The sequence below is a fragment of the Stenotrophomonas sp. YJH_SMC_135 genome (genome assembly GCF_059372355.1).
In genome coordinates this window covers 96,326-117,729 of sequence record NZ_JCAFVN010000001.1, presented here as the reverse complement: position 1 = coordinate 117,729, position 21,404 = coordinate 96,326, and the positions used below count along the sequence as shown (strand labels likewise).

At 65.7% G+C, this 21,404-nt stretch carries 27 protein-coding genes; all 27 read left to right on the top strand.

Going from position 1 to position 21,404, the window contains the following annotated elements; translation table 11 throughout:
• Complete coding sequence (locus tag AC5P98_RS00685) at positions 1-387, top strand: helix-turn-helix domain-containing protein (protein ID WP_004154592.1); 387 nt, start codon at positions 1-3, stop codon at positions 385-387.
• Positions 384-563 (top strand): hypothetical protein, encoded by a 180-nt coding sequence (locus AC5P98_RS00680; RefSeq protein WP_004154591.1) that lies wholly within the window; start codon positions 384-386, stop codon positions 561-563. The genes AC5P98_RS00685 and AC5P98_RS00680 overlap by 4 nt, the downstream gene beginning before the upstream one ends.
• Before the next feature lie 151 nt (positions 564-714).
• A complete protein-coding gene (locus AC5P98_RS00675; protein ID WP_005412418.1) occupies positions 715-2,181 on the top strand; it encodes a toprim domain-containing protein in 1,467 nt (488 codons plus the stop codon).
• A 165-nt stretch (positions 2,182-2,346) separates the two neighbouring features.
• A complete protein-coding gene (locus AC5P98_RS00670) occupies positions 2,347-2,595 on the top strand; it encodes a hypothetical protein (protein ID WP_005412417.1) in 249 nt (82 codons plus the stop codon).
• A gap of 10 nt (positions 2,596-2,605) precedes the next feature.
• Positions 2,606-3,256 (top strand): Gabija anti-defense Gad2 family protein, encoded by a 651-nt coding sequence (locus AC5P98_RS00665; protein WP_005412416.1) that lies wholly within the window; start codon positions 2,606-2,608, stop codon positions 3,254-3,256.
• Positions 3,257-3,268: 12 nt separating this feature from the next.
• On the top strand, positions 3,269-5,143 hold the full coding sequence (locus AC5P98_RS00660; RefSeq protein WP_480984511.1) for a DNA polymerase: 1,875 nt from the start codon (positions 3,269-3,271) through the stop codon (positions 5,141-5,143).
• A complete protein-coding gene (locus tag AC5P98_RS00655; protein ID WP_050483582.1) occupies positions 5,125-5,463 on the top strand; it encodes a hypothetical protein in 339 nt (112 codons plus the stop codon). Before AC5P98_RS00660 ends, AC5P98_RS00655 begins: the two co-directional genes overlap by 19 nt.
• Positions 5,460-5,825 carry a hypothetical protein gene (locus tag AC5P98_RS00650; protein WP_005412414.1) on the top strand — a complete coding sequence of 122 codons (366 nt, stop codon included), beginning with the start codon at positions 5,460-5,462 and terminating at the stop codon, positions 5,823-5,825. Before AC5P98_RS00655 ends, AC5P98_RS00650 begins: the two co-directional genes overlap by 4 nt.
• 28 nt (positions 5,826-5,853) lie before the next feature.
• The gene (locus AC5P98_RS00645; protein WP_005412413.1) at positions 5,854-5,979 is read left to right on the top strand and encodes a hypothetical protein; all 126 of its coding nucleotides are present in this window, start codon (positions 5,854-5,856) and stop codon (positions 5,977-5,979) included.
• The gene (locus AC5P98_RS00640) at positions 5,976-6,224 is read left to right on the top strand and encodes a hypothetical protein (protein ID WP_480984512.1); all 249 of its coding nucleotides are present in this window, start codon (positions 5,976-5,978) and stop codon (positions 6,222-6,224) included. Before AC5P98_RS00645 ends, AC5P98_RS00640 begins: the two co-directional genes overlap by 4 nt.
• The gene (locus AC5P98_RS00635; protein ID WP_480984513.1) at positions 6,221-6,532 is read left to right on the top strand and encodes a hypothetical protein; all 312 of its coding nucleotides are present in this window, start codon (positions 6,221-6,223) and stop codon (positions 6,530-6,532) included. Before AC5P98_RS00640 ends, AC5P98_RS00635 begins: the two co-directional genes overlap by 4 nt.
• Entirely contained in the window at positions 6,529-6,678 is a 150-nt protein-coding gene (locus AC5P98_RS00630) for a hypothetical protein (RefSeq protein WP_176422020.1), read from the top strand. Before AC5P98_RS00635 ends, AC5P98_RS00630 begins: the two co-directional genes overlap by 4 nt.
• A complete protein-coding gene (locus tag AC5P98_RS00625; RefSeq protein WP_004154583.1) occupies positions 6,675-7,508 on the top strand; it encodes a hypothetical protein in 834 nt (277 codons plus the stop codon). The genes AC5P98_RS00630 and AC5P98_RS00625 overlap by 4 nt, the downstream gene beginning before the upstream one ends.
• The gene (locus tag AC5P98_RS00620; RefSeq protein ID WP_049444487.1) at positions 7,496-7,702 is read left to right on the top strand and encodes a hypothetical protein; all 207 of its coding nucleotides are present in this window, start codon (positions 7,496-7,498) and stop codon (positions 7,700-7,702) included. Before AC5P98_RS00625 ends, AC5P98_RS00620 begins: the two co-directional genes overlap by 13 nt.
• A 124-nt stretch (positions 7,703-7,826) precedes the next feature.
• Positions 7,827-8,363 (top strand): deoxynucleotide monophosphate kinase family protein, encoded by a 537-nt coding sequence (locus tag AC5P98_RS00615; RefSeq protein ID WP_004154581.1) that lies wholly within the window; start codon positions 7,827-7,829, stop codon positions 8,361-8,363.
• 64 nt (positions 8,364-8,427) lie between these two features.
• On the top strand, positions 8,428-8,607 hold the full coding sequence (locus AC5P98_RS00610) for a hypothetical protein (protein WP_049434071.1): 180 nt from the start codon (positions 8,428-8,430) through the stop codon (positions 8,605-8,607).
• Positions 8,608-8,627: 20 nt separating this feature from the next.
• On the top strand, positions 8,628-8,780 hold the full coding sequence (locus tag AC5P98_RS00605; protein WP_005412406.1) for a hypothetical protein: 153 nt from the start codon (positions 8,628-8,630) through the stop codon (positions 8,778-8,780).
• On the top strand, positions 8,773-10,329 hold the full coding sequence (locus tag AC5P98_RS00600) for a portal protein (protein ID WP_005412405.1): 1,557 nt from the start codon (positions 8,773-8,775) through the stop codon (positions 10,327-10,329). Before AC5P98_RS00605 ends, AC5P98_RS00600 begins: the two co-directional genes overlap by 8 nt.
• A gap of 16 nt (positions 10,330-10,345) precedes the next feature.
• Positions 10,346-10,489: a hypothetical protein gene (locus tag AC5P98_RS00595; protein WP_160314196.1), complete on the top strand. Its 144-nt coding sequence runs from the start codon at positions 10,346-10,348 to the stop codon at positions 10,487-10,489.
• Complete coding sequence (locus AC5P98_RS00590) at positions 10,489-11,274, top strand: capsid assembly protein (protein ID WP_049444481.1); 786 nt, start codon at positions 10,489-10,491, stop codon at positions 11,272-11,274. Before AC5P98_RS00595 ends, AC5P98_RS00590 begins: the two co-directional genes overlap by 1 nt.
• Positions 11,275-11,300: 26 nt before the next feature.
• Positions 11,301-12,254: a major capsid protein gene (locus tag AC5P98_RS00585; protein WP_049444480.1), complete on the top strand. Its 954-nt coding sequence runs from the start codon at positions 11,301-11,303 to the stop codon at positions 12,252-12,254.
• 150 nt (positions 12,255-12,404) lie between these two features.
• Positions 12,405-12,995, top strand: coding sequence for a phage tail tubular protein A (locus tag AC5P98_RS00580; RefSeq protein ID WP_005412402.1), 591 nt, complete (start codon positions 12,405-12,407; stop codon positions 12,993-12,995).
• Positions 12,995-15,127, top strand: a complete 2,133-nt coding sequence (locus AC5P98_RS00575) for a phage nozzle protein (protein WP_480984514.1) — start codon at positions 12,995-12,997, stop codon at positions 15,125-15,127. The genes AC5P98_RS00580 and AC5P98_RS00575 overlap by 1 nt, the downstream gene beginning before the upstream one ends.
• Positions 15,124-15,597 carry a hypothetical protein gene (locus tag AC5P98_RS00570; RefSeq protein WP_200997026.1) on the top strand — a complete coding sequence of 158 codons (474 nt, stop codon included), beginning with the start codon at positions 15,124-15,126 and terminating at the stop codon, positions 15,595-15,597. Before AC5P98_RS00575 ends, AC5P98_RS00570 begins: the two co-directional genes overlap by 4 nt.
• 32 nt (positions 15,598-15,629) lie before the next feature.
• Positions 15,630-16,028, top strand: coding sequence for a virion core protein, T7 gp14 family (locus tag AC5P98_RS00565; RefSeq protein WP_200997027.1), 399 nt, complete (start codon positions 15,630-15,632; stop codon positions 16,026-16,028).
• Positions 16,029-16,073: 45 nt separating this feature from the next.
• The gene (locus AC5P98_RS00560; protein ID WP_495229821.1) at positions 16,074-18,206 is read left to right on the top strand and encodes a hypothetical protein; all 2,133 of its coding nucleotides are present in this window, start codon (positions 16,074-16,076) and stop codon (positions 18,204-18,206) included.
• A gap of 6 nt (positions 18,207-18,212) precedes the next feature.
• Positions 18,213-21,377, top strand: a complete 3,165-nt coding sequence (locus AC5P98_RS00555; RefSeq protein ID WP_480984516.1) for a hypothetical protein — start codon at positions 18,213-18,215, stop codon at positions 21,375-21,377.
• Positions 21,378-21,404 lie beyond the last annotated feature (27 nt).

The window sequence follows — 21,404 nt, the reverse complement described above, 5'->3', positions numbered from 1 at the left end:
GTGAAACCGCTGCCCCCGCAAACCCAGGTCGTCCTGGATCACCTGCGTCGCCACTCGCACCTGACCTCGTGGCAGGCCGAAGGCGTCTACCGCATCCGCCGCCTCGCCTCGCGCGTCGATGAGCTGCGCGCTGCTGGCTTCGAGATCGAAACGCAGACCTGCGAGGACGCCTCGGGGCAGCGGTACACGCGCTATCGCCTGTCGCGCCGTCAGCGCCGCAGCAAGGCTCCGCTCCTGGAAGCGCGCCGCGCTCCGAAGCAGTACCGCGTCGATGCGCTGCTCCAGCTGTATCGCAACTACTGCACCGACGAGCTGGGCCTCGACGCCAACGATGCGACCGAAGAAGTCGCCGCATTCACCAAGTTCCTGCTGGAGAAGAACGCATGACCAACACCGCTACCACCGTCATTCCGTCCGCGATGCGCCTGGCTTTCGAGCGCGCATGGGCGCGCGCCGACAAGCCGTTCCGCGGCCTGGGCCGCACCGTCAAGGGTGCGCTGAATCGTCGCCTCGGCATTTCCTACCGCAAGCGCATGTGGTCCGTGGAGCGTGCAAAGCGCTGACTCCGAATACCTCCACAAAGAGCCGTGCCCGAACTGCGGCAGCAAGGACAACCTTGCGCGCTACAGCGACGGGCACGGCTACTGCTTCGGCTGCGGTCACTACGAGCCAGCCGAAGGCGAGGAGGTCTCTCAACCCACCAGCAGGAAAACCATGAGCGACTTTGCGAAGGGTGAACCGCAAGCCCTGGCGAAGCGCGGTATCACTGAGGAAGCATGCCGTAAGTACGGCTACTGGATCGGCAAGGACAAGCACGGCAAGACCGTGCAGATCGCCAACTACAAGCGCGATGGCGGCATCGTCGCGCAGAAGCTCCGCTACCCCGACAAGAAGTTCTCATTCATCGGCGACTCGAAGGCGTGCGGGCTGTTCGGCCAGCACCTCTACGAACCGGGGCGACGCCTCGTCATCACCGAAGGCGAGATCGACGCGCTCTCCGTGGCGCAGGCACTCGGCCTCCGCTGGCCGGTGGTGTCCGTTCCGAACGGAGCGCAAGGCGCGGCCAAGTCCATCAAGCGCGAGCTGGAGTGGGTCAACGGCTTCGACGAGGTTGTGCTCATGTTCGACATGGACGAACCGGGCCAAGCCGCCGCGCAGGAAGTGGCGCTGCTGCTGACTCCCGGCAAGGCCAAGATCGCACAGCTCCCGGCGAAAGACCCGAACGAGCTGCTCCAGCGTGGCGATGCCGAGGCGATCACCCGCGCCATCTACGAAGCGCAGACCAAGCGCCCCGATGGAGTGGTGACGTTCGGCTCCCTCAAGGAGAAGGCACTCAAGCCGGTCTCGATGGGCATGCCTTGGCACGACCCGCGCCTCACCGCGCTGACCTACGGCAAGCGGTACGGCGAGGTCTACACCTTCGGCGCGGGCACCGGCATCGGCAAGACCGACTGGCTGATGGAGGAAGCAGCCTTCATCGCGCAGGAAACCGGCGACCGCGTTGGCCTGTTCTTCCTGGAGCAGCAGCCGGTCGAGACGGCGAAGCGCATGGCAGGCAAGGTTGCTGGCCGCCGCTTCCACGTCCCCGATGGGAGCTGGACGCAGGAGGAGCTGGAAGCCGCGTTCGAGATTCTCGACAAGGGCCAGGTGTTCATCTACGACCACTTCGGCTCGTCCGAGTGGGACGTGATCGAAGCCAAGATGGCCCACATGGTCGTCGCCGAGGGCGTCAAGCACATCGTCCTCGACAACCTCACGTCGTTTGCGGCCGGTGCCGAGGACGAGCGGAAGATGCTGGAGGACACGATGGCGAAGATCGCGCAGTTCGCGCAGCGCCACCTCATCTGCATCTACCTGGTCTCGCACCTCGCCACGCCGGAAGGCAAGCCACACGAGGAAGGCGGGCGCGTGATGCTCCGCCACTTCAAGGGCAGCCGCGCGATTGGCTTCTGGACGCACTTCGCGTTCGGCCTGGAGCGCAACACGCAGGCCGAGAACGAGGCCGAGCGCAACTGCACGACCTTCCGCGTCCTAAAGGATCGCTTCACCGGCCAGTCGAACGGCCAGGTTCTCTACTACAGCTACGACCACGCATCCGGCCGCCTGCTCAATGCAGATGCTCCGGGCGAATACGGCGACTTCGCCGACGAGTCATCCGATGTATCCACCTCCGACTACTGACGGCCGCTCGGTCGTCGGCTTCATCCCAGCTGATGCGCCGCTCTCCTTCGCTGAGAGCCTCGTTCTCCCCTACCAACTCCCGCGCTCCGACCAAGCCTGCCGTGTCATGTACGGCAAGCCTGGGCGGCGCGTGGTCATCCACATCAAAGCCGAGGAACTACCCCAATGAAAGAGATCGTCGCCATCGCAATCGACCTGCTGACCGCTCCGTTCCGCAAGGACACCGTGACCGACGTGGTGAAGGTGCTGGAGGGCCAGGTGGACAAGCTGTTCAAGATCAGCGCCGACCGCATCGCCACCGCATCGACGCTGCGCGACAAGGCCGATGTCCTGCACTCGCAGGCCGACGAGCACGAGGAAGAAGCCGAGCGCGCCCTGCGCGTCGCCGAGCGCTTCACCAACCTGATCCGCTAAGGGACCAACCATGACTGCCGAGCAACACGCTCGGTCCCTGTTCGACGTGTTGCCGGCCGAAGTCCGCCACCTGGTGATCCTGGGTGGCGGAAGCCTGCGCGCGTTCTACGACGGGACCGAAATCAAGGACATCGACTGCTTCTTCGTGTCACTGGCGAGCTACACCTACGTGGCCGCGTACCTGAGCGGCCGTAACGACTGGACCAGCGAGGCCGCTCCGAACGGCATCCGCAACTTCCGCTCGCCCGAGGGTCACCTCGTGAGCCTGATCGGCTTCGAGTTCGGTACGCCGCACGAGCACTGCGCCCGGTTCGATCTGCGGTGCTGCGCCCACGTCGCCATCTACGAACCCAGCACCGACGAGGTGGTGGTCGTATCCCTCGAAGGCGCGGTTGCCGACGCATCGGAGAAGCTGCTGTTCGTGCTGAACAACAACGGCACCGAGCGCACCATCCGCCGCATCACGCACTACGTCGAGGATTACGGCTACACGCTGCATCCCGACCAGCCCGAGCAGGACGAACTGTTCGAGGACGACGACTTCCCCGGCCACGCGCCGCAGGGCGTCCACACGCCGCCGAAGGCCCCCGAGCCGGAGTACATCCTCCGCGCCCGCCGCCGCGTCCGCGCAATCCCCGTAACCAACCACGGCTACCCGTAAGGAGGACCGCCGTTGATCCTCGTATTCGACTGCGAGACCAATGGCCTCCTCGACGAACTTGACACGATCCACTGCATTTCCCTCCAAGAGGTAGATGAGACCGGCGCACCGCGCGGTCCCATCCTGTCCGCCAACGATCACGGCACGGGCGAAATGACAGTCCGTCAGGCCGTCGAGAGGCTCAAGAAGGCCAAGCGCGTTGTCGGCCACAACATCGCCGGATTCGACATTCCGGCTATCGCCAAGGTGTTCCCGGACTTCAAGGTCCAGGCGTACTTCGACACGTTGCTGATGTCCACGCTGGTCTACCCGGACCTCAAGGACCGCGACTTCAAGGCCCGCAAGAAGCAGGGAGCGAACCCGGTGTTGCCGGGCAAGCTGATCGGCCGCCACGCCCTCGAAGCGTGGGGCTACCGCCTCGGTCGCTGGAAAGGCGACTACGCGGCGCAGATGGCCGCACGCGGCCTCGATCCCTGGGCACAGTGGTCTCAGGAAATGGACGACTACTGCGACCAGGACGTTGCGGTCACGCAAGCGCTGTTCGCGTTGCTGATGAGCAAGGGCCTCCCTACCGAGGCCATCGAGCTGGAGCAGGCCGTCGCGCCGATCCTCTCGCGTCAGCAGCGCTACGGCTACCTGTTCGATCAGGAGAAGGCGCGTGAGCTGGAGTGCATCCTCGTGTCCCGGCGCACTGCGCTGGAGGCCGAGCTGCGCAAGGTCATTCCGCCGTGGAAGGTGGTGAAGCGCAAGTTCGTACCGAAGCGCGACGACAAGCGCCGCGGTTACGTCAAGGGCGTGGAGGTCACGACCTACAAGGACGTGGTGTTCAACCCGGCAAGCCGCCAGCACATTGCTGACCGCTTGACTGCAATGTACGGCTGGCAGCCCCAGGAGTTCACCGAGAAGGGCCAGCCGAAGATCGACGAAGAAGTCCTGGGCGCGCTCAAGTTCCCGATCATCCCGCTCCTGCTGGAGCACTTCATCGTCAACAAGCGCCTCGGCCAGCTCGCCGAAGGCGACGAGGCGTGGCTCAAGGCCATCAAGACGGACGGCCGCATCCACGGCAGCGTGAATCAGAACGCAGCGGTGACCGGCCGCATGACGCACTCGAAGCCGAACATCGCTCAGGTGCCGAAGGTCCAGCACTCGAAGGAGAAGGGAATCCTCAAGGGCCAGGAAGGCGGCTACGGATTCGAGTGCCGCTCGTTGTTCTGCGTCCCAACAGGGAAGCTCCAGGTCGGCGCGGACGCCTCGGGATTGGAGCTGCGCTGCCTGGCGCACTTCATGGCAAAGCACGACGGCGGCGAGTACGCCAAGGTCATCCTCGAAGGCGACATCCACTCCGTCAACCAATCGGCGGCAGGACTGCCAACCCGCGACAACGCCAAGACCTTCATCTACGCCTTCCTCTATGGGGCAGGCGACGCGAAGCTCGGCTCCATCGTTGGCAAGGGTCGCCAGGCCGGGGCGAAGCTCCGCTCGAAGTTCCTGGCCGGGCTGCCTGCGCTGGAGAAGCTGGTACGCGGGGTCAAGAAGCGCGCGGCCGAGAAGGGATACCTGATCGGTCTCGACGGCCGGAAGCTGCACATCCGCAGCGACCACGCCGCGCTCAATACCCTGCTCCAGTCGGCCGGTGCGCTGGTGATGAAGAAAGCCCTGGTGATCCTCGACGCCGACCTGCAAGCCGCAGGGTTGGTGCCGGGCGTCCACTACGAGTTCCTCGCCAACGTCCATGACGAGTGGCAAATCGAAGTGGACGAGGACAAGGCCGAGTTCGTGGGCAAGACCGCCCAGGCTGCCATCCGCAAGGCTGGCGATTACTTCGGCTTCCGCTGTCCGCTCGATGGCGAGTTCAAGATCGGAAGGAATTGGGCCGAGACGCACTGACCCGCGGCAAGCGGGACATTGCACTCGCCCTGGTGCGCCAAGCGAAACGCCGGGCAGCTAGGAAGGGACTGCCGTTCGACCTCACGTCGGACGACATCGTGGTCCCCGACTTCTGCCCGGCACTGGGCATCCCGCTGTACCGCGCTGTCGGGCGCAAGGCCCAAGGCCCCAACTCACCCACGCTCGACCGCATCGAACCTGACCTCGGCTACGTCCGGGGCAACGTGCGCGTGATCTCCGCACGCGCGAATCAGATCAAGTCCGACGCGACTCCCTCGGAGCTTCTGCGAGTCGCCTGTTACGTCCAAGAGAACCGATGAACCCAACCAACATCCTGCGCGCCCTCGCGGCGCTGCTGGTCGTTGCCGCGCTCGCGGCAGGCGGCTTCGCAGCCTGGAAGTACACCGCAATGGCCCAGCGCGTGACGGAGCTGGAGGAGTCGGCAAAGGAACTGGCCGACCTCAAGCAGACCGTCGAGACCCTCAACCGCGAAGCCGTGCGCCGCTCTGCCTTCGATGCAGCGCTGCGGAACGCCCGCGCCACCACCAACCGCTCTGTGGAGATTGCAGCAAATGCTGACCCGGAAACTGGCGATTACCTGTCTCGCCGCATTCCTGACGAGCTGCGCCGCGCACACCTCGAAAGTCGTGCCGGAGCAGTTCCTCCAGCCGACCGTCATTGAGGGCACGCACTCCTCACTCGACGCCGTGATGGCTGACCCGACCACCACCACCTACGACCTCTACCGCTTCGGCGGCAACGCCGAGGACGGCCTCCAGCGTTGCAACGCCGACAAGGCGAGCGCCCTGGAAGTCCTCAAGGAATCGAACCGATGAACGAGAACCGGCTTCGCGTGCATTTCATTGGCGGCCCCGCTGACGGCGATGTCCGCGTGATCGATCCGTGTACCACCTACCGCGTGGCTGTGCTCGAACACCAGCCCGAGGTTCATGCCTACAACGCCAAGTGCCCGTGCTGCACCGAGCGCATGCTGCGCCCCGTGGAGTGGAACACCGCGATCTACTTCATCCGCCGCGTTAGCGAGAAGTGCTGGGTCGCCGTACACGAGAGCATGGTATGAAGCGCGCTCTCCTGATCCTGGCGCTGTGTGCTGGCCTCGCTGCGTGCGATATGAAGCCCTGGCCGCCGAGTGCGGACTATGGCTCGTGCCTGAAAGGGCACAGCGAGGACTCCTACATCATCATGTGGCAGTCGATGTGTACGGGGAACTCCTGCACGCAGATTCCGTACACCATCCCGACCACCGACTTCGTGTGCGACGAGCACGAGTACCCGCTCGGCGACGGCCCGGAGTACCAGGCCGGAATGAAGCGCTACGCCGCAGAGCTACAGGCGTGGTACGAGCGCCACCCGGAGGAGCGGCCGTGACTTCCTACGTCACCTATCGACCCCCGCAGGTGGCCGGTTCCTGGGTCATCGGCGGCAACTTCTTCGTGCAGGTCCGGGAGCGTCCGAACTGGCTGCACCGCTGGTTCGCGCTGGCGTTCCTGGGATGGCAGTGGGTGGACGCATGAACAAGCGCGGCCCCCTGCTGCTGATCGACGCCGACGTGCTGCGCTACCAGCTCGCGTTCTCGAACACCGCGAACATCGACTGGAACGGCGACGGCAACAAGGTCGAAGCGATCCAGCCCGAGCGCGCGAAGGCGAAGCTGGAGGACTACATCGACGAGATCGTCGAGAAGTTCGGCGCGCGTGATTACCTGCTGGCCCTGTCCTGCAAGAAACACAACTTCCGCAAGGACATCGACCCGACCTACAAGCTCAACCGTGCCAGCAAGGACAAGCCTGCCCTGTGGTACGTGCTCGACGAGTTCGTCTACGACGAGTTCGGCGACAAGATCGTGGAGATCGAAAACCTGGAAGGTGACGACGTGCTGGGGCTGCTGGCCTCGCACCCGAATCCGAAGCGCGCGCCAGGCAGCCGCATCGTCGTGTCCATCGACAAGGACATGCAGACGATCCCCGGCATCCGTCTCTACAACCCCAACCGTCCCGACGTGGGCGTCCGGCCAATCTCGGCTCACGACGCTGACCTGTTCTGGATGAAGCAGGTGCTCACGGGCGACCAGGTGGACAACTACCCCGGCTTCCCCGGCATCGGCCACAAGGGCGCGGATGAGCTGCTCATGCCCATCCACGAGGCGTACCGCGATGCGTCCGTCGAGGAGCACCTCGGCGCGCTGTGGAACACCGTCGTCACCACCTACACCACCCGCATCCCCCGCGGCGGCACCGAGCCGCTGTCGAAGCACGATGCGATCCGCCAAGCACGCCTCGCGCGAATCCTGCGCTACGGCGACTACAACCCCAAGACCAAGGAAGTGAAGCTGTGGAAACCCTGATCCTGTTCATCACCATCGTCGCCGTGCTGGCCGTGCTGTTCGCCTTCGTCGCCTACGGTGCCGCCTGGCTGTGGTGGCGCAGCCTCAACACCCTCGAACGCGCCCTGTACCGCTCGGCTGGCCGCGTCAAGCTGTGGCCGGCCGCTGTCGGCGCTGCTGGTGCGGCCTGGCTGATCGCCCGGTGCTTCGCCTGATGCGTCCGAAGCTGCTGGCCCTCGCCATCAACCTGGCGCTGCACGGCCGTCCCGGCTGGTAGCGCCTCTCCCCCAAGTCCCCTCCGGCCCGCCTCGTGCGGGCCTTTCCTTTTCTGGAGTCCCCATGAAGATCATCGGAATCACCGGCCGCGCCCGTAGCGGCAAAGACACCCTGGCCGAGTTCCTGGTCAGCGACCACGGCTTCGTGAAGCTGTCCTTCGCGGCCCCGATCCGCGCCTTCGTGGCGGACATCACCGGCCTGCCGGTGTCCGCGATGGAGGACGGCCCGCTCAAGGAGGAGCCGCTCGACTGGCTCAACGGGCAGACCCCGCGCCGCCTGATGCAGACCGTGGGCACCGAGTGGGGCCGCGAAATGATCGACCGCGACCTGTGGGTCAAGGTGGTCGCGCAGAAGATCCGTCAGGCCCGCCGCGACGGCGCTGCTGGCGTCGTGGTGTCGGACGTTCGCTTCGACAACGAGGCGCAGTTCATCCGTGAGTGGGGCGGCCAGGTGGTCCAGGTGCTCCGCGACAGCGCGGCCCCGGTCTCGGCGCATGCCTCCGAGGCAGGCGTCCACGGCGACCTGATCGACACCGTGATCGACAACAACGGCCCGATCCACCGCCTGCGGATGGTCGCGGAATCGCTGGCCCGACTCTAAGGGTTTAGTGGTCATCATCGGGGGAAACGACAGTTTCCCCACCTATTCATAACCCAGGAGTTCTATGCAAATCCCTCTGCACTCCTACGACCTGATCGACCTCCTGGACGAACTGCATCCCGAAGTGATCTACGACCCCGCCCAGCCGAAGGAGGAGTTCCTGCTCCGGCAGGGCGAGCGTCGCCTGATCCTGCGGCTCAAGGCGCTGCGGAAGGTCGAGCAGATGGATCACCGCGCCCGCTAACCATGTGCAGCAAGCCCAACATGCCGGACCAGCAGGAGAAAGACCCGATCCTGCTGACCCGCCAGGACACCCAGCCGACCGGCCACGCGGCCGATCAGCGGCGTAAGTCCAAGGTCCGCCTGGACCTGAACAACGCAACGCAGTACCAAGGACTGACCATTCCGAATGGCTGACGCCAAGCAGACCTCGGCCGAGAAGCAGACGGCCGCGAAGCGCTACGGCGATCTCAAGTCCAACCGCAAAGAAGCCGAGACGCGCGCCAAGCGCTGCGCCAAGGTCACCCTGCCCCGCCTGTGGGTGGACGAGGGCGCGAAATCGCGCACCCCCGGTTCCGCCTACATCGACACCGGCCCGAAGTGCGTCAACGCCCTGGCCTCGAAGATCGTGCTGGCCTGGCTCCCGCCGAACGCCTCGGTATTCAAGCTCGCGCCTGACCAGGCCGTCGCCGAGAACATCGCCGAGCAGGCTGGCGTGGAGACCTCCGAGCTGGAGGCCGCGCTGGTGGACGTGGAGCGGGTCATCGTCAACGACCTGGAGACCAGCGGCGTCCGCCCGGTCCTCAGCGAGGCAGCCAAGCACGCCATCGTCCTCGGCAACTTTCTGCTCTATGACCCCGACGAGGGCAAGCCGAAGCTGTACCCGCTGACCTCGTACGTGACCGACCGCGATGGCCTGGGCAACGTGCTGGAGATCATCACGCTCGACAAGATCGCCCCGGCCATGCTGCCGGACTCGATCCGCGCGGCGGTGATGCAGAAGCTCGCCCAGGAACGCGACGAAAAGACCAAGAACGACGACGTGAACCTCTACACCTGGGTGCGTCGCTCGGAAGATGGCAAGGAGTGGGAAGTGGTCCAGGAGGTCGAGGGCGTCGAAGTGCCCGAGACCGTGGGCACCTACCCCATCGACGCCTGCCCGTGGATTCCCCTGTGCGCCCCGCCGTCCCTCGTGGACGACTACGGCGAGGGCCTGGTCTACGACTACGTGGGCGCGTTCGAGTCGCTGGAGGCGCTGCGCAAGGCGATCCGTAAGGGTGCCGCCGCGCTGGCGAAGATCATCATGTTCCTCAAGCCGACCTCGACGATCCGCGAGCGCCAGCTCACCGAGGCCGAATCCGGCGCGGTGCTGCGTGGCGAGGCCAGCGACGTGACCACGCTCCAGCTCCAGAAAGCCTACGACCTGAACTTCGTGCGTCAGGAGGCCGAAGGGCTGGCGAACTCGCTGGAGCTGATCTTCGGCGTGAAGTCCGCCGTGCAGCGCCCCGGCGAGCGTGTGACCGCCTACGAAATCCGGGTGCTCACCCAGGAACTCGACGACGCCCTCAGCGGCTTCATGGCGATGTCGGGCGAGCAGCTCTTGCTCCCACTGATCCGCCGCCGCCTGCACAAGCTCCAGAAGCAGGGTCGCCTGCCCGAGCTGCCGCAGGAACTCATCAAGCCGCGCATCACCGTTGGCATCGCTGCCCTCGGCCGCGGCCACGACCTGAACAAGCTGATCGAGTTCGGTCAGGCAGTGGATGCGCTTGTCGGCGCAGAGGAGAAGGCACGCCGCCTCAACAGTGGCGAGGCGATCTCCCGGCTGGCCGCCGCTTCCGACATTTCCACCAAGGGCCTGATCCGCTCCGACGACGAGCTTGCTGCCGAGCAGCAGGACGCCTCGGCGCAGGAGGCGATGGTCCGTGCCGCTCCGAATATCGCCTCAGCGATGACCCAAACCCCGTAACCCCGAGAAGGACGCAATGTCGAACGAAACCACCGAGAAGCCCGCCAAGCCGACCAAGGAAGCCCCGAAGGCTCCGAGCGTCGAGCGTAAGGGCAAGGCCGAGATCACCCGCAAGGCGAACGGCCTGGTCATCGTCAACTACAAGCCCGAGGACAAGTAATGTCGCAGCCGGGCAAGTCCGAAGTGACCGTCAACCTTGACGGCATCAACGGCCAGCCGACCCCAGGTCAGCAGCCGCCGCAGAACTCCCAAGACACCCAGCAGCCCGCACCGGGCGCGCAGGGCGGCACCGATGGCGAGCGCCTGTACGGCGGCAAGTACAAGACCGTGGAGGAGCTGGAAGCCGCCTACGCACAACTGAGCACGCCAGCCGACGACAAGGGTGGCAAGGGCGGCCCCGCGACCATCGACGACGCCACCGCGGATGACGCGCGTGACGCCCTGGCGCGGGCTGGCCTGAACCTGGACGACTTCGCCACCGAGTTCAACTCGAACGGCGCGCTGTCCGAGGAGAGCTACAAGAAGCTCCAGGACGCGGGCTATCCGAAGGAGCTGGTGGACGTGTACGTCGATGGCCTGCGCGCTCGCGTGCAGACCTACGAGAACGCCGTCTACTCGCCCGCAGGTGGCAAGGCCGGTTACGACGGCCTGGTCCAGTGGGCTAAGACCAACCTGAGCGCCGAGCAGAAGCGGGCGTTCAACGAAGCGGTGCAGTCCGGCGACGCCGGCCGCGCAGCGCTGGCAGTCCAGGGCCTCGTCGCCCTCCGTGGCGGCAACGGCCGCCTTCTGAATGGCAAGACCGCATCGAACGCCGATGCAGGCCCCAAGCCGTTCCAGTCGCAGGCGCAGGTCGTCGAAGCGATGCGCGATGTGCGCTACCACCGTGATCCGGCTTACCGCGCGGAAGTCTCCGCCCGCCTGGCCGTGTCGCCGCTGTTCAAGTAATCCACTCAACCTCAAGCAAGGACTAAATGTCGGACGCAATCCCCTCCCGCCTGGGTCAAGCCCAGGCCAACGGCGACGCCTGGGCGCTGTTCAAGCAGAACTACACTGCTGAAACCATCACCAGCTTCGTCGAGAACTACAAGCTGGACGGCCGCGTGTCGGTGCGCAACATCGAGAGCGGCAAGTCCGCCTCGTTCCCGAACGTCGGCACCATCGGCTCCGAGTACCATGTGCCGGGCACCGAGATCAAGGGCCTGGTGGTCGAGCACAACGAGACCATCATCACCCTCGATCCGATGCTGATCTCGCACGCCTTCATCGCCAACATCGACGAGGCGATGAACCACTACGATGTGCGTTCCGAGTACACCCGTCAGCAGGGTGCGGAGCTGGCGCTCAAGCGCATGCAGAACGAGCTGCGCTGCGCGATCCTGGCCGCGCGTACCACCGAAGGCAAGGTCGAAGGCCAGCCAGGTGGTGCCATCATCAAGGCCGCCACGATGGCCTCCGATGCGACCGTGCTGGCCGATGCGTTCCGCAACGCCCGCATGCTGTTCGACGAGAAGCTGCTGCCGGACAACCCGCAGGAGTTCACTGGCGCACTGGCCCCGGCTCAGTGGTATCTGCTGACCGAGAACAAGGACTTGATCGACCGCGACATCAACGCGGAATCGAACGGCTCCTACGGCCAGGCGATCATTTCCTCGGTCGCTCGCATCCCGCTGGTGAAGATCAACGCGATGCCGCGTGTCGATGAGTCGGCCCTGGCCTCGATCCCGGCCAAGTACCGCGGCAACTTCGCGGACACCGTAGGCGTGATCTTCCACCGCTCGGCTGTCGGCACCCTCAAGCTGCTGGACCTGTCCCTGGAGGACGTGTACCAGGGCGAGAAGCAGGGCACCCTGATGCTGGCGAAGTACGCGCTGGGTCACGGCATCCTGGCTCCGCGCGGTGCCATCGAGCTGTCGAAGGCCGCGTAAGTTCCACCGGGACGGGACTCATAGAGTACCCGGTCGTGTAGCTGGCACCGCAGACCTAGATCGTCAAGTCGGCTCCCGTCCCAACTCCAATCTCTCTCCATCTACGGGGGACATCCATACGGGTGTCCCCCGTTTTTTTGCCCCGAATCCATGAACCTCGAACTCACTCCGACCACGGAACTCGAAGCCGTCAACGTGCTGCTCGGTGCTATCGGCGAAGCGCCGATCAGCGACCTCGAAGCGCTCGGCAACCTGTACGCCTCGCAGGCGCGCGACACCCTCCGCGCGGTGAGCCGCGAGGTCCAAACCGCTGGCTGGTGGTTCAACACCAGCGAGTCGTTCACCTTCACGCTCAACGCGGAAGGCAAGGTGCTGCCGCCGCAGTCGATCCTCAAGCTCGTCCCCGCACGCGGAAGCGAGCCACTGGTGATCCGAGGCACGCGCCTCATCAACCCGCTCACCCTCGCCGACACCTTCTCGTCGGCACCCACCGCCGACTTCGTGACCTGGTTCCTCGCCTACGAGGAGCTGCCCGAGTCGGCCCGTCGCTACATCGCCGTGCGCGCTGCGCGTCTGTTCCAGACGAGCGTGCTGGGCAGCGACCAGCTCTACGTGTTCACCGAGAAGCACGAGGAGGAGGCATACCTCATCTTCGCCCAGGAGCACGCCGACTTCACCTACGCCCGCGGCCACAACTTCCTCAGTGGATCGACGGACGTGTCTGATATTTGGGACCGCTGATGCCGCTAATCACGGGGGACTACCCCTCGTTCCTGGGAGGCGAGTCGCAGCAGGACGATACCGTCCGCTCGCCGAACCAGCTCACTAAGGCGATCAACGCCTGGCTGCATGCCGCAATGGGCGCTGGCAAGCGCCCGCCCGCCGAGTTCGTTGCTGGCCTTGGCGTCACCCTCGATCACGACTGCGCCTTCCACTCCATCGTCCGCGATGAGAACGAGCGCTACATCGTCGCCGTGGGTCACCGCAGCATCCGCGTGTTCGACCACGAGACCGGCAAGGAATACACCGTCAACGCCACGGGCGACGCGCTCGATTATTTGGACACCCAGGGACAGCGTGCGTGGTCGTGCTTTGCGCTGGCGACGTTCTCCGACACCACCTTCATCGTCAACCGGCTGGTAGACGTGAAGCAGAGCGATGAGCTGTCGCCCGGTTCGCTGTACGGATCGGCGCAAACGATGTCGGACCTGCCGAAGCCCGGTGACAAAGGCTCGGCCGTTGTGCCGACCGGCGCGATCTACAACATCATCGGCTCGTCCGAGTCGCAGTTCGACGACTACTACGTCCAGAAGCAGTCCTCCTCGGTCTACTTGGAGGTCGCCCGGCCAGGCATCAAGCACCGCTTCGATGCCAAGACGATGCCCCACATCCTCAAGCGCATCCCCGATCCGGTGCATGCGGACGGCTTTTGGTTCTCCTTCGGTGGACCGGAGTGGACCGCGCGGCTCGCGGGTGACGAGCAAAGCAACCCGTTCCCGTCCATCGACGGCCAGCGCATCCGCGAGGTGTTCAAGCACCGGGACCGCCTAGGCTTCCTGGCCGGGGAGAACGTGCTGATGTCCGAGGTCTCCGATCCGTTCAACCTCTGGCGCACTTCGGTGACCCAGGTGCTCGACGCCGACCCCATCGACGTGAGCGTCAGCGGGTCTAACGGCGTCACCACGCTCTACCACGCAGTCCCGTTCCAGTCGGCCCTGTTCCTTGCCGCTGCGGGCGGCCAGTTCCTCCTGACCGCCGAGCCGTACCTGGCCGCCAAGAACGTCAAGAGCGATCCGGTCAACAGCTACAGCAGCTCGCCGTACATCCGGCCGAAGCTGATGGGCGAGTCGCTGTACTTCACCGAGGACAGCGGCGCATACGCCAGCGTGCGCGAATACTTCATCGACGACCTGTCGGTGACCGGCGACGCCGCCGACGTGACGGCGCATGTGCCCAAGCTGATGCCGGGCCGCATGCGAGCGATGGCGAGCGCAAGTGGTGCCGACTGCGTGTTCTTCGCTCCTGACGAGCCGACCGACGCGCAGCTCTACGTCTACTTCGTCCGCTGGATCGGCGACGAGAAGCAGCAGTCCGCATGGACGCGCTGGTCAATCTCGGGCGTCGGCCGCATCGTCCACATGCACGCCATCAACGACGTGCTGTACGCCGTCGCGGAAGCTCCGGGCGGCGGCTGCGAGCTGCTCAAGTTCCGCATGGTGCTCAACCAGCACGACGCAGACGCCACGGGCGACTACAACTTCCTGCTCGACCGCATGCTGGTGGTGCAGCCCACCTATCAGCAGTTCGGCAACGAGACCTGGATCGACCTGCCCTACATTGTGCCCGATGGTATGACGGTCACCGTCCTCAAGACGGACGACTGGCAAGACCCCGGCGCATACCTGGACATCACCAAGGCACGCTGGGACAACGCCCGCACCCGCCTCGCGCTCCCCGGTAACCACACCGAGGGTCGCGTGGTCGTCGGCATGGACTACGAGCACCGCCTCACGCTTACCAAGCCCATCGTTCGCGGCGGGCAGAACCAGGCCGTGCTGGTGGGCCGCACGCAGGTTCGTGACATCGAGGTCGCCTACAAGGACGGCGCGTACTTCGAGCTGGAGGTCGAGCAACACGGCAACGGCCGAGTCGAGACCTACGTGGCGTCGCACTCCGGTGCGTACACCGCGCGCGTCCTCAACGACTCGGTGTTCCGCACCAGCGCCCCGACGTTCCACTCCGGCTCTCGCCGGTTCCCCGTGCTGGGCGACGCCAACAGCGTCCGCATGCACCTCGTCAACCGCCTGCCGTTCCAGTGCTGGTTCCAGTCAGCACAGTGGCGCGGCATGTTCGTCTCCCGCAGCCGAGTATGACCCTGACCTATCGAAGCCCCACCGCCAGCGACATCCTCCACGTCGCCGAGAACATGCGGCAGGAGGACATCCTGGAGGTGGCGGCTTCGCATGGTCACACCCCGCTCCAGGCGCTCGCATACGCAGTGACCGCGAGCGACCGCAGTTTCGCCGCGATGCACGACGGTTCTCCCGTGTGCATCTTCGGCTTCACCCAGCACGCCGAGGGAATCGCCTCGGTTTGGCTGCTGGGCACCGACGCCCTGGTGGCTCCCACGTTCCGCCGCACGTTCCTCCGAGAAGCTCGGCGGATCAGCGACGAGTGGGCGGCCACCTTCGGCACCATCTTCAACTTCGTCGATGTCCACGCCGTCACCACGCGGCGATGGCTCGGCTGGCTTGGCTTCCGCGAGAGCGGCGTCGAGTCCGCCTACGGCTTCGCCAAGACACCCTTCGTCCGAGTAACCAAGACCCCATGTGCAACCCCGTAGCAGTCCAGGTCGGTATCGCCGCAGTCAGCGCGATGGCGACCATGTACGGCCAGAATCAGAACAACAAGGCCATCGAGGAAGCCGCGGAGCGTCAGCAGGAGCAGATCAACGACCAGGCCGCCGAGCGCACCCAACAGCGCATGGAGGAGGCCCGCGCACTGCGATCCGCGATGCGCGCCTCCGCAGCAGAAGCGGCAGTGTCCGGCAACTCGGTCGAGCTGCTGGCGAACGACATCATGGCCCAGGCTGGCCGTGACGTGGCCCTCATCGAGAAGAACCGCAGGAACGGAGTCGTCGAAAGCGGCTCCGAAGCACGCGCACGTATCCGCACCGGCAATGCCGAGGCGTTGGGTGGCGTGATGCAAGCAGGCGCGAACGCCTACAGCAACATCCAAACCTACAAGCGCTATTCCATTCCCGGAGACGAGTGACCCGTGGCTCGCACGAAACCCCAAGAGATCATCCGCCGCGCGCAGGTGCCGCAGCGTCTCGCCGAGCGCCCCGTCCTGGCGGTGCAAGCTGACCAGGCGACCTCCGCTGGTGCCGGTGCCCTCTCTCGCACCGCCGCTGCGGTACTTACGCGCGTCTCGGATTCCGTCAACTCGCAGATGATCTCCAACAGCCGCGAGCAGTACAGCGCCGCGGCGACCCAACGTATGCAGGAGGACGCCGAGGGTACGCCCCGGCAAGCCGAGGACTTCGTTGCCCAGCAGTCGGAGTCATGGCGTCGCGGCTACCTCAAGGCTGACGGCATCATCCGCGTCCGCGACTGGCAGATCGAAGCGGCCAAGGAGATCGCCAAGGCCGAACCCGGCACCGACATCGAGCCGCTCATCAAGGAGCGGATGGCGGCGCTGACGCAGAACCCCGAGTTCCAAGACCCGCAGGTCCGCAAGGCCCTGATGCCGGTCGCCATGCGCGCCGCACAGCAGGTCCGCCAGCAGTGGCAGGCCGACTCGATGCGGGAAATGCTGCTCCGGCAGAAGGAGTCGCTGACCGCGATCATCCGCGACGGCATCAAGGGCGGCACGTTCCTCACCTCCGAGGGCATGAACGGCCTGTACGCGATGCTGGACCAGGAGGAGTACGCCTACCTCAACAAGCGCGACGTGGACGAACTCTACGTCGAGGCAGCCAAGGAGGAGCTGGCTGCGGGCAACCGCGATCCTCAGTCGATCCTGGCGTTCCTGGAACAGGACCGCGGCGACGGCCAGCCAGGCTTGATGAACACCGAGCACGGCGATGAGCTGCGCGCGGCGGCTGCCGCTGGTGCCCGCGTGATCGCGCACCGCGAGGACGAGGCACGCAAGCAGGCGATGGCCGAGGCCGAGTGGACGCTCCAGGGCCTCGCTGATCGCGGCCAGCTCACCCACAAGACCATCGACACCTGGGCCAGCAAGTTCGGCCTGAGCGGCGGTGACCTCCAGTCCTTCAAGCGCTACTGGAACAACCAGCAGGAGCAGACGCTTCGCCGCTGGGAGCAGGAAGCGAAGGAGCGCGCCCGAGAGGAGCGCATCCGCAAGCTGGTCGCTGGAGGCAACCCCTACGAGATCAGCGACGCCGACCTCAAGAAGCAAGCCGGTAAGGAGTGGGAGGAGACCCCGCAGGCCGCACGCGGCCAGGTGCTCCAGAAGTGGGCACGGCAGGGCATCGTCATCCCCCAGCTCGAACGCATCCTCAAGCGCGCTGACCCGGCGTTCCAGGAGAACTTCCAGCAGGCCGCCACGCTGTACGAGCAGCTCCGCAAGGTCTCGCCCAAGTACGCCGATACGGTCGCAGGTGGCGAAGCCGCCGCGATGCTGGATCAATACCTGTTCGATACCCGGCGCAGCGGTCAATCCCACCAGGAGGCCGCTCGCGCCCTGACGCAGCCGAAGCGCGAGGTTGAGGAGGCCCGCGCGGTCATCAACGACACCTGGAAGTCCGGCATCAAGGACTACTTGGAGATCGACGGCAAGCCCCGCGACCCGCGCGAGCTGCACCGCATCCGCCAGGAAGCAGAGCGCATCGCCTCCCGAGGCGGCGTGTCCGGCGAAGCTGCCATCCGCGCGGCGGTCGGTCAGATCGACGCCCAGCGCACGACCGTCAACGGTCGCCGCGTGCCGAACATTGGCATGCCGCAGGGTGCCGAGCCAGCCGTTGACGAGCTGATCCAGACGGTCGCGCGCAAGCTCGGCCGCGACCCGGATGAGCTGTCGGCCCTGCCCAATCCCCGCAATCCAGGGCAGTGGCAGATCGTCGGCCCCGACAACTGGCTGATCCCCGACCCGGACACCGGCCGCGCCATCGGTTTCGACCCGCGCGCCATCGCGGCGCAGCACCAGCGCTGGAAGGGAGACCTTGCGGAATCCCAGGCGCGTCGTCGGGTCGAGCAGCGCACCACCTGGGCGGATCAGTCCCGGAACATCCGCGACCTGCGCTCGCAGTCGGCGACCACGGAAGTCCCCGCGGCCATCGCCAAGCGCGACGCCAGCGCCGCCGAGGCTCCCGCCTTCGAGCTGCCCAAGTTCGACCTCACCAAGTCGCTGGTTCCCAACGCGGGCACCCAGCAAACCACCACCACCCCGGCAGTCCCCGAGGACTTCCTGGAGTACCTGACGAGGAAGTAAGACCGCATGTTTGAATCCCTACCCGGCGCAGACGAGAACATCGTCAAGCCGGCAACCCAGCAGCCCATCGTGCAAGCCGTGCGCGAGCGCAAGGAGCAGCGAGAGGCCGCGCAGCGCCGGAAGGATCAGACGACCGTATGGGACGGATGGGGCGCTGCCCAGGCAAAGGGCGGCATCGGCTTCATCGACCGCTTCATCACCAAGCTGGGCTACGAGCCGCAGCAGGGCTATCGCATTCCCGCAGACGCGCGTAAGCGCTGGGAGTCGATGGGCCTGCGCCCGGAGCAGTGGGAGCTGTTCGGCCGGGCCACGTCCGACGAGCACCTCTCCTATTTGGAGTCCGTGGCCTTTATGAATCAGATGGCGGACGACGACCTGGCGCAGTTCGGCCTGGGCGGACAGATCGCCCTCGGCTTCACTGACCCGGTGGCAACCGGCCTCGATCTTGCCACGGGCGGCCTGGGGTACGCAGCCAAGGCCGGACGCCTCGCCAACGCGGTGCGCTCCGGTCTACAGGCTGCGGGCACCTCCGCGCTCATGTCGGCCGCAACCTCAACCTATGACCCCGAGCAGACGCTCGCGGATGGTGTGCAGAGCGCCGCCCTGTCCTTTGCCTTCGCTGGTGCCCTCGGTGCTCGCCGGGGTGCCCTGTTCGACGGCGAGGTGAAGCCGGACGTGGTGAAGCGGCTGGCCGGTGACGATTCCCTGTCCGCCGCCCGCGTGGCAGGCACCGACGCCAATGACCCTACTCCCGGCGTCCTCCCGCTGCGCAACGAGAGCGCATTCGAGCAGGAGTTCACCGACAAGGCGCTGGTCAACGCGCACATCACGCCCCACTTCGCCGCCGTCCGCCGCGACCTCGCTGCCCGCATGGGTAGCGCCAAGTCGCCGCTGGTACGCGAGGCGGGCCGTCTGCTGTTCCGCGATGGTGTCGGGTACACCGATCGCTCCGTCGCGGTCCAGGAGTCCACCAGCGAGTTCGCCAAGCGCCACCTGGCCGTCATGGAGACGGAATGGCGGAGCGGAGTGAACGCCGCGTGGGACGCCTACAAGCAACGGACGGGCACGCATTGGTGGAACTTCTCCGAGCGCGCCAAGTTCAACGAGGAGGTCGGCCGTGCCGTGCGCGGTGCGCCGGACGTGTCACCGGAAGCCGCCAAGGCTGCCGGAAGCGTCGCCAAGGCGATGCGGGATGCGCTCAAGCTGGCGCAGGACAGCAACCTCGACGGCTTCGCCAACGTGGCGCAGAACGGCAACTACCTGCCGCGCTACTGGAGCGGCAAGGGCTTCAAGCGCCTGTTCGGCGAAATGCAGCTCCACCAGGACGACGTGATCGACCAGCTCATCAAGCCCGCCATGCGTCGCGCATGGGAGGCCGCCGCCGACGAAGGTGACGAGATCGACGACGAGCTGCTCGGTGCGGTTGCACGCTCCTACCTCAAGCGCGCTCAGGCGAACTTCGAGGGCGACGGGATGGACCTGCTGGTCCGCCCGCTGGACAGCGATTCGGTCGAGGAAATCGGCAACATGCTGACCGAGGCGGGCGTCTCGCCCGTGCGGTCGCAAGAGCTGCTGTCCAAGCTGGAGCGCAAGACCTACGAGTCGGGCAAGCTCGACCGCGCGAAGAAGCGCATCGACCTCGACGAGACCTACTCCACCACCATCCGCAACGAGGCTGGCGAGGACGTGCAGGTCTCGATGGCCGACCTGTTCGACAACGACGTGGACTCAGTGATGACCCGCTACATGCGCGAGATCACCGGCTGGTCGGCGCTGTCGTCGAAGGCTGGCATCAAGAACCGCGCACAGCTCGACCGCTTCGTGTCGAAGCTCAAGAGCGACGCCCGCAAGTCCGGCGACGACGTGAAGGACATCGAGCGCCTGATCGACATCGGCCTCAAGTCCACCTTCGGCCGCAGCACCGAACTCGATCCCGCAAGCCGTGGCGCACGCTACGCGCGGTTCCTGCGCAACTGGAACTTCGCCCGCGTGATGAACCAGGTCGGCTTCTCGCTGTTCGCCGAGCTTGGCCCGACCATCGCGCATGCCGGTCTCCGCAACTTCTGGAACTCCGTGGGTGCCGCCCGCGACTTCCTGGTGCGCGGCGCTGACGGCATGCTGTCCTCGCAGGAGGCGCGCGTGATGGAGCGGCTGTTCGCACCCGGCACCGACTGGCTGCGCAACCCACCGTTCCTGCGCCTGGACGAGGACGCGCTCGTGCCGCAGACGTTCAACGTCAAGCACGGCGAGAAGATCGACAACGCGATGAACATGGCGACGCACGTCACCTCGGTCGCATCCGGCATGGCCCCGATCAACACGATGCTCCAACGCATCGCCGGTCGCGCCACGCTACTGCGTCTGCTGGACATGGCGAACGCCAAGAAGCTGTCGGACGCCGAAGTGGCCCGCCTGCGCACCTGGGGCCTCGACGAGAAGGCCCAGGCCGACGTGTTCGGCTACCTGAAAGGCAAGCGGCAGATCGAGCAGATCGACCCCGACAAGCTGCCGTTCCAGACGCGCGAGCGCATGGCGGCGTTCCTGTTCCGCGTGACGCGGCACCAGGTTCTCGAAGGTGACGCCTCGGACAGCATCGAGCTGATGCACTCCACCACCGGCCGCATCGTCACGCAGTTCCGCAGCTTCATGGTCAACAGCTACACCCGCCACTTCCTGAACTCGGTCCACCACTACGACGACTGGCGCACCTACGCGATGGTCGTGCTGTCCACCTCGGCAGCAGGGATGGGCTGGGCGGCTCGCACGTACATCAACACTGCGGGCAACCCCGAACAGCGAAAGAAGCAGCTGACACAGGAGAACTTCTACAAGAACGCTGTCGCGCAATCGAGCTGGTCGAACGTGATCCCCGCCGTCACCGACGCAGTGTGGGCGGACGCCTTGGGCAACGACCCGGTGTTCGCCAACAACCGCTCGACCGGCCTGGAGAACGGCGTGATGGGCATCCCGTCCATCGACCTGTTCAACAAGGTCTACGGCAGCACGCGGATGATCGGCTCGGCCATCCGCGACGACGAGGAGATCACCGAGAAGCAGATGCGAGACTTCTGGAAGATTTGGTGGTTCAACAACATGACGGGCGTCCGCAACATCGCGGATCAAGCCCTACAGCAGTTCCCAGACCGCAAGGACGGGACTGATCGACCGTAACCAGGAGGCCCTTCGGGGCCTCCACCT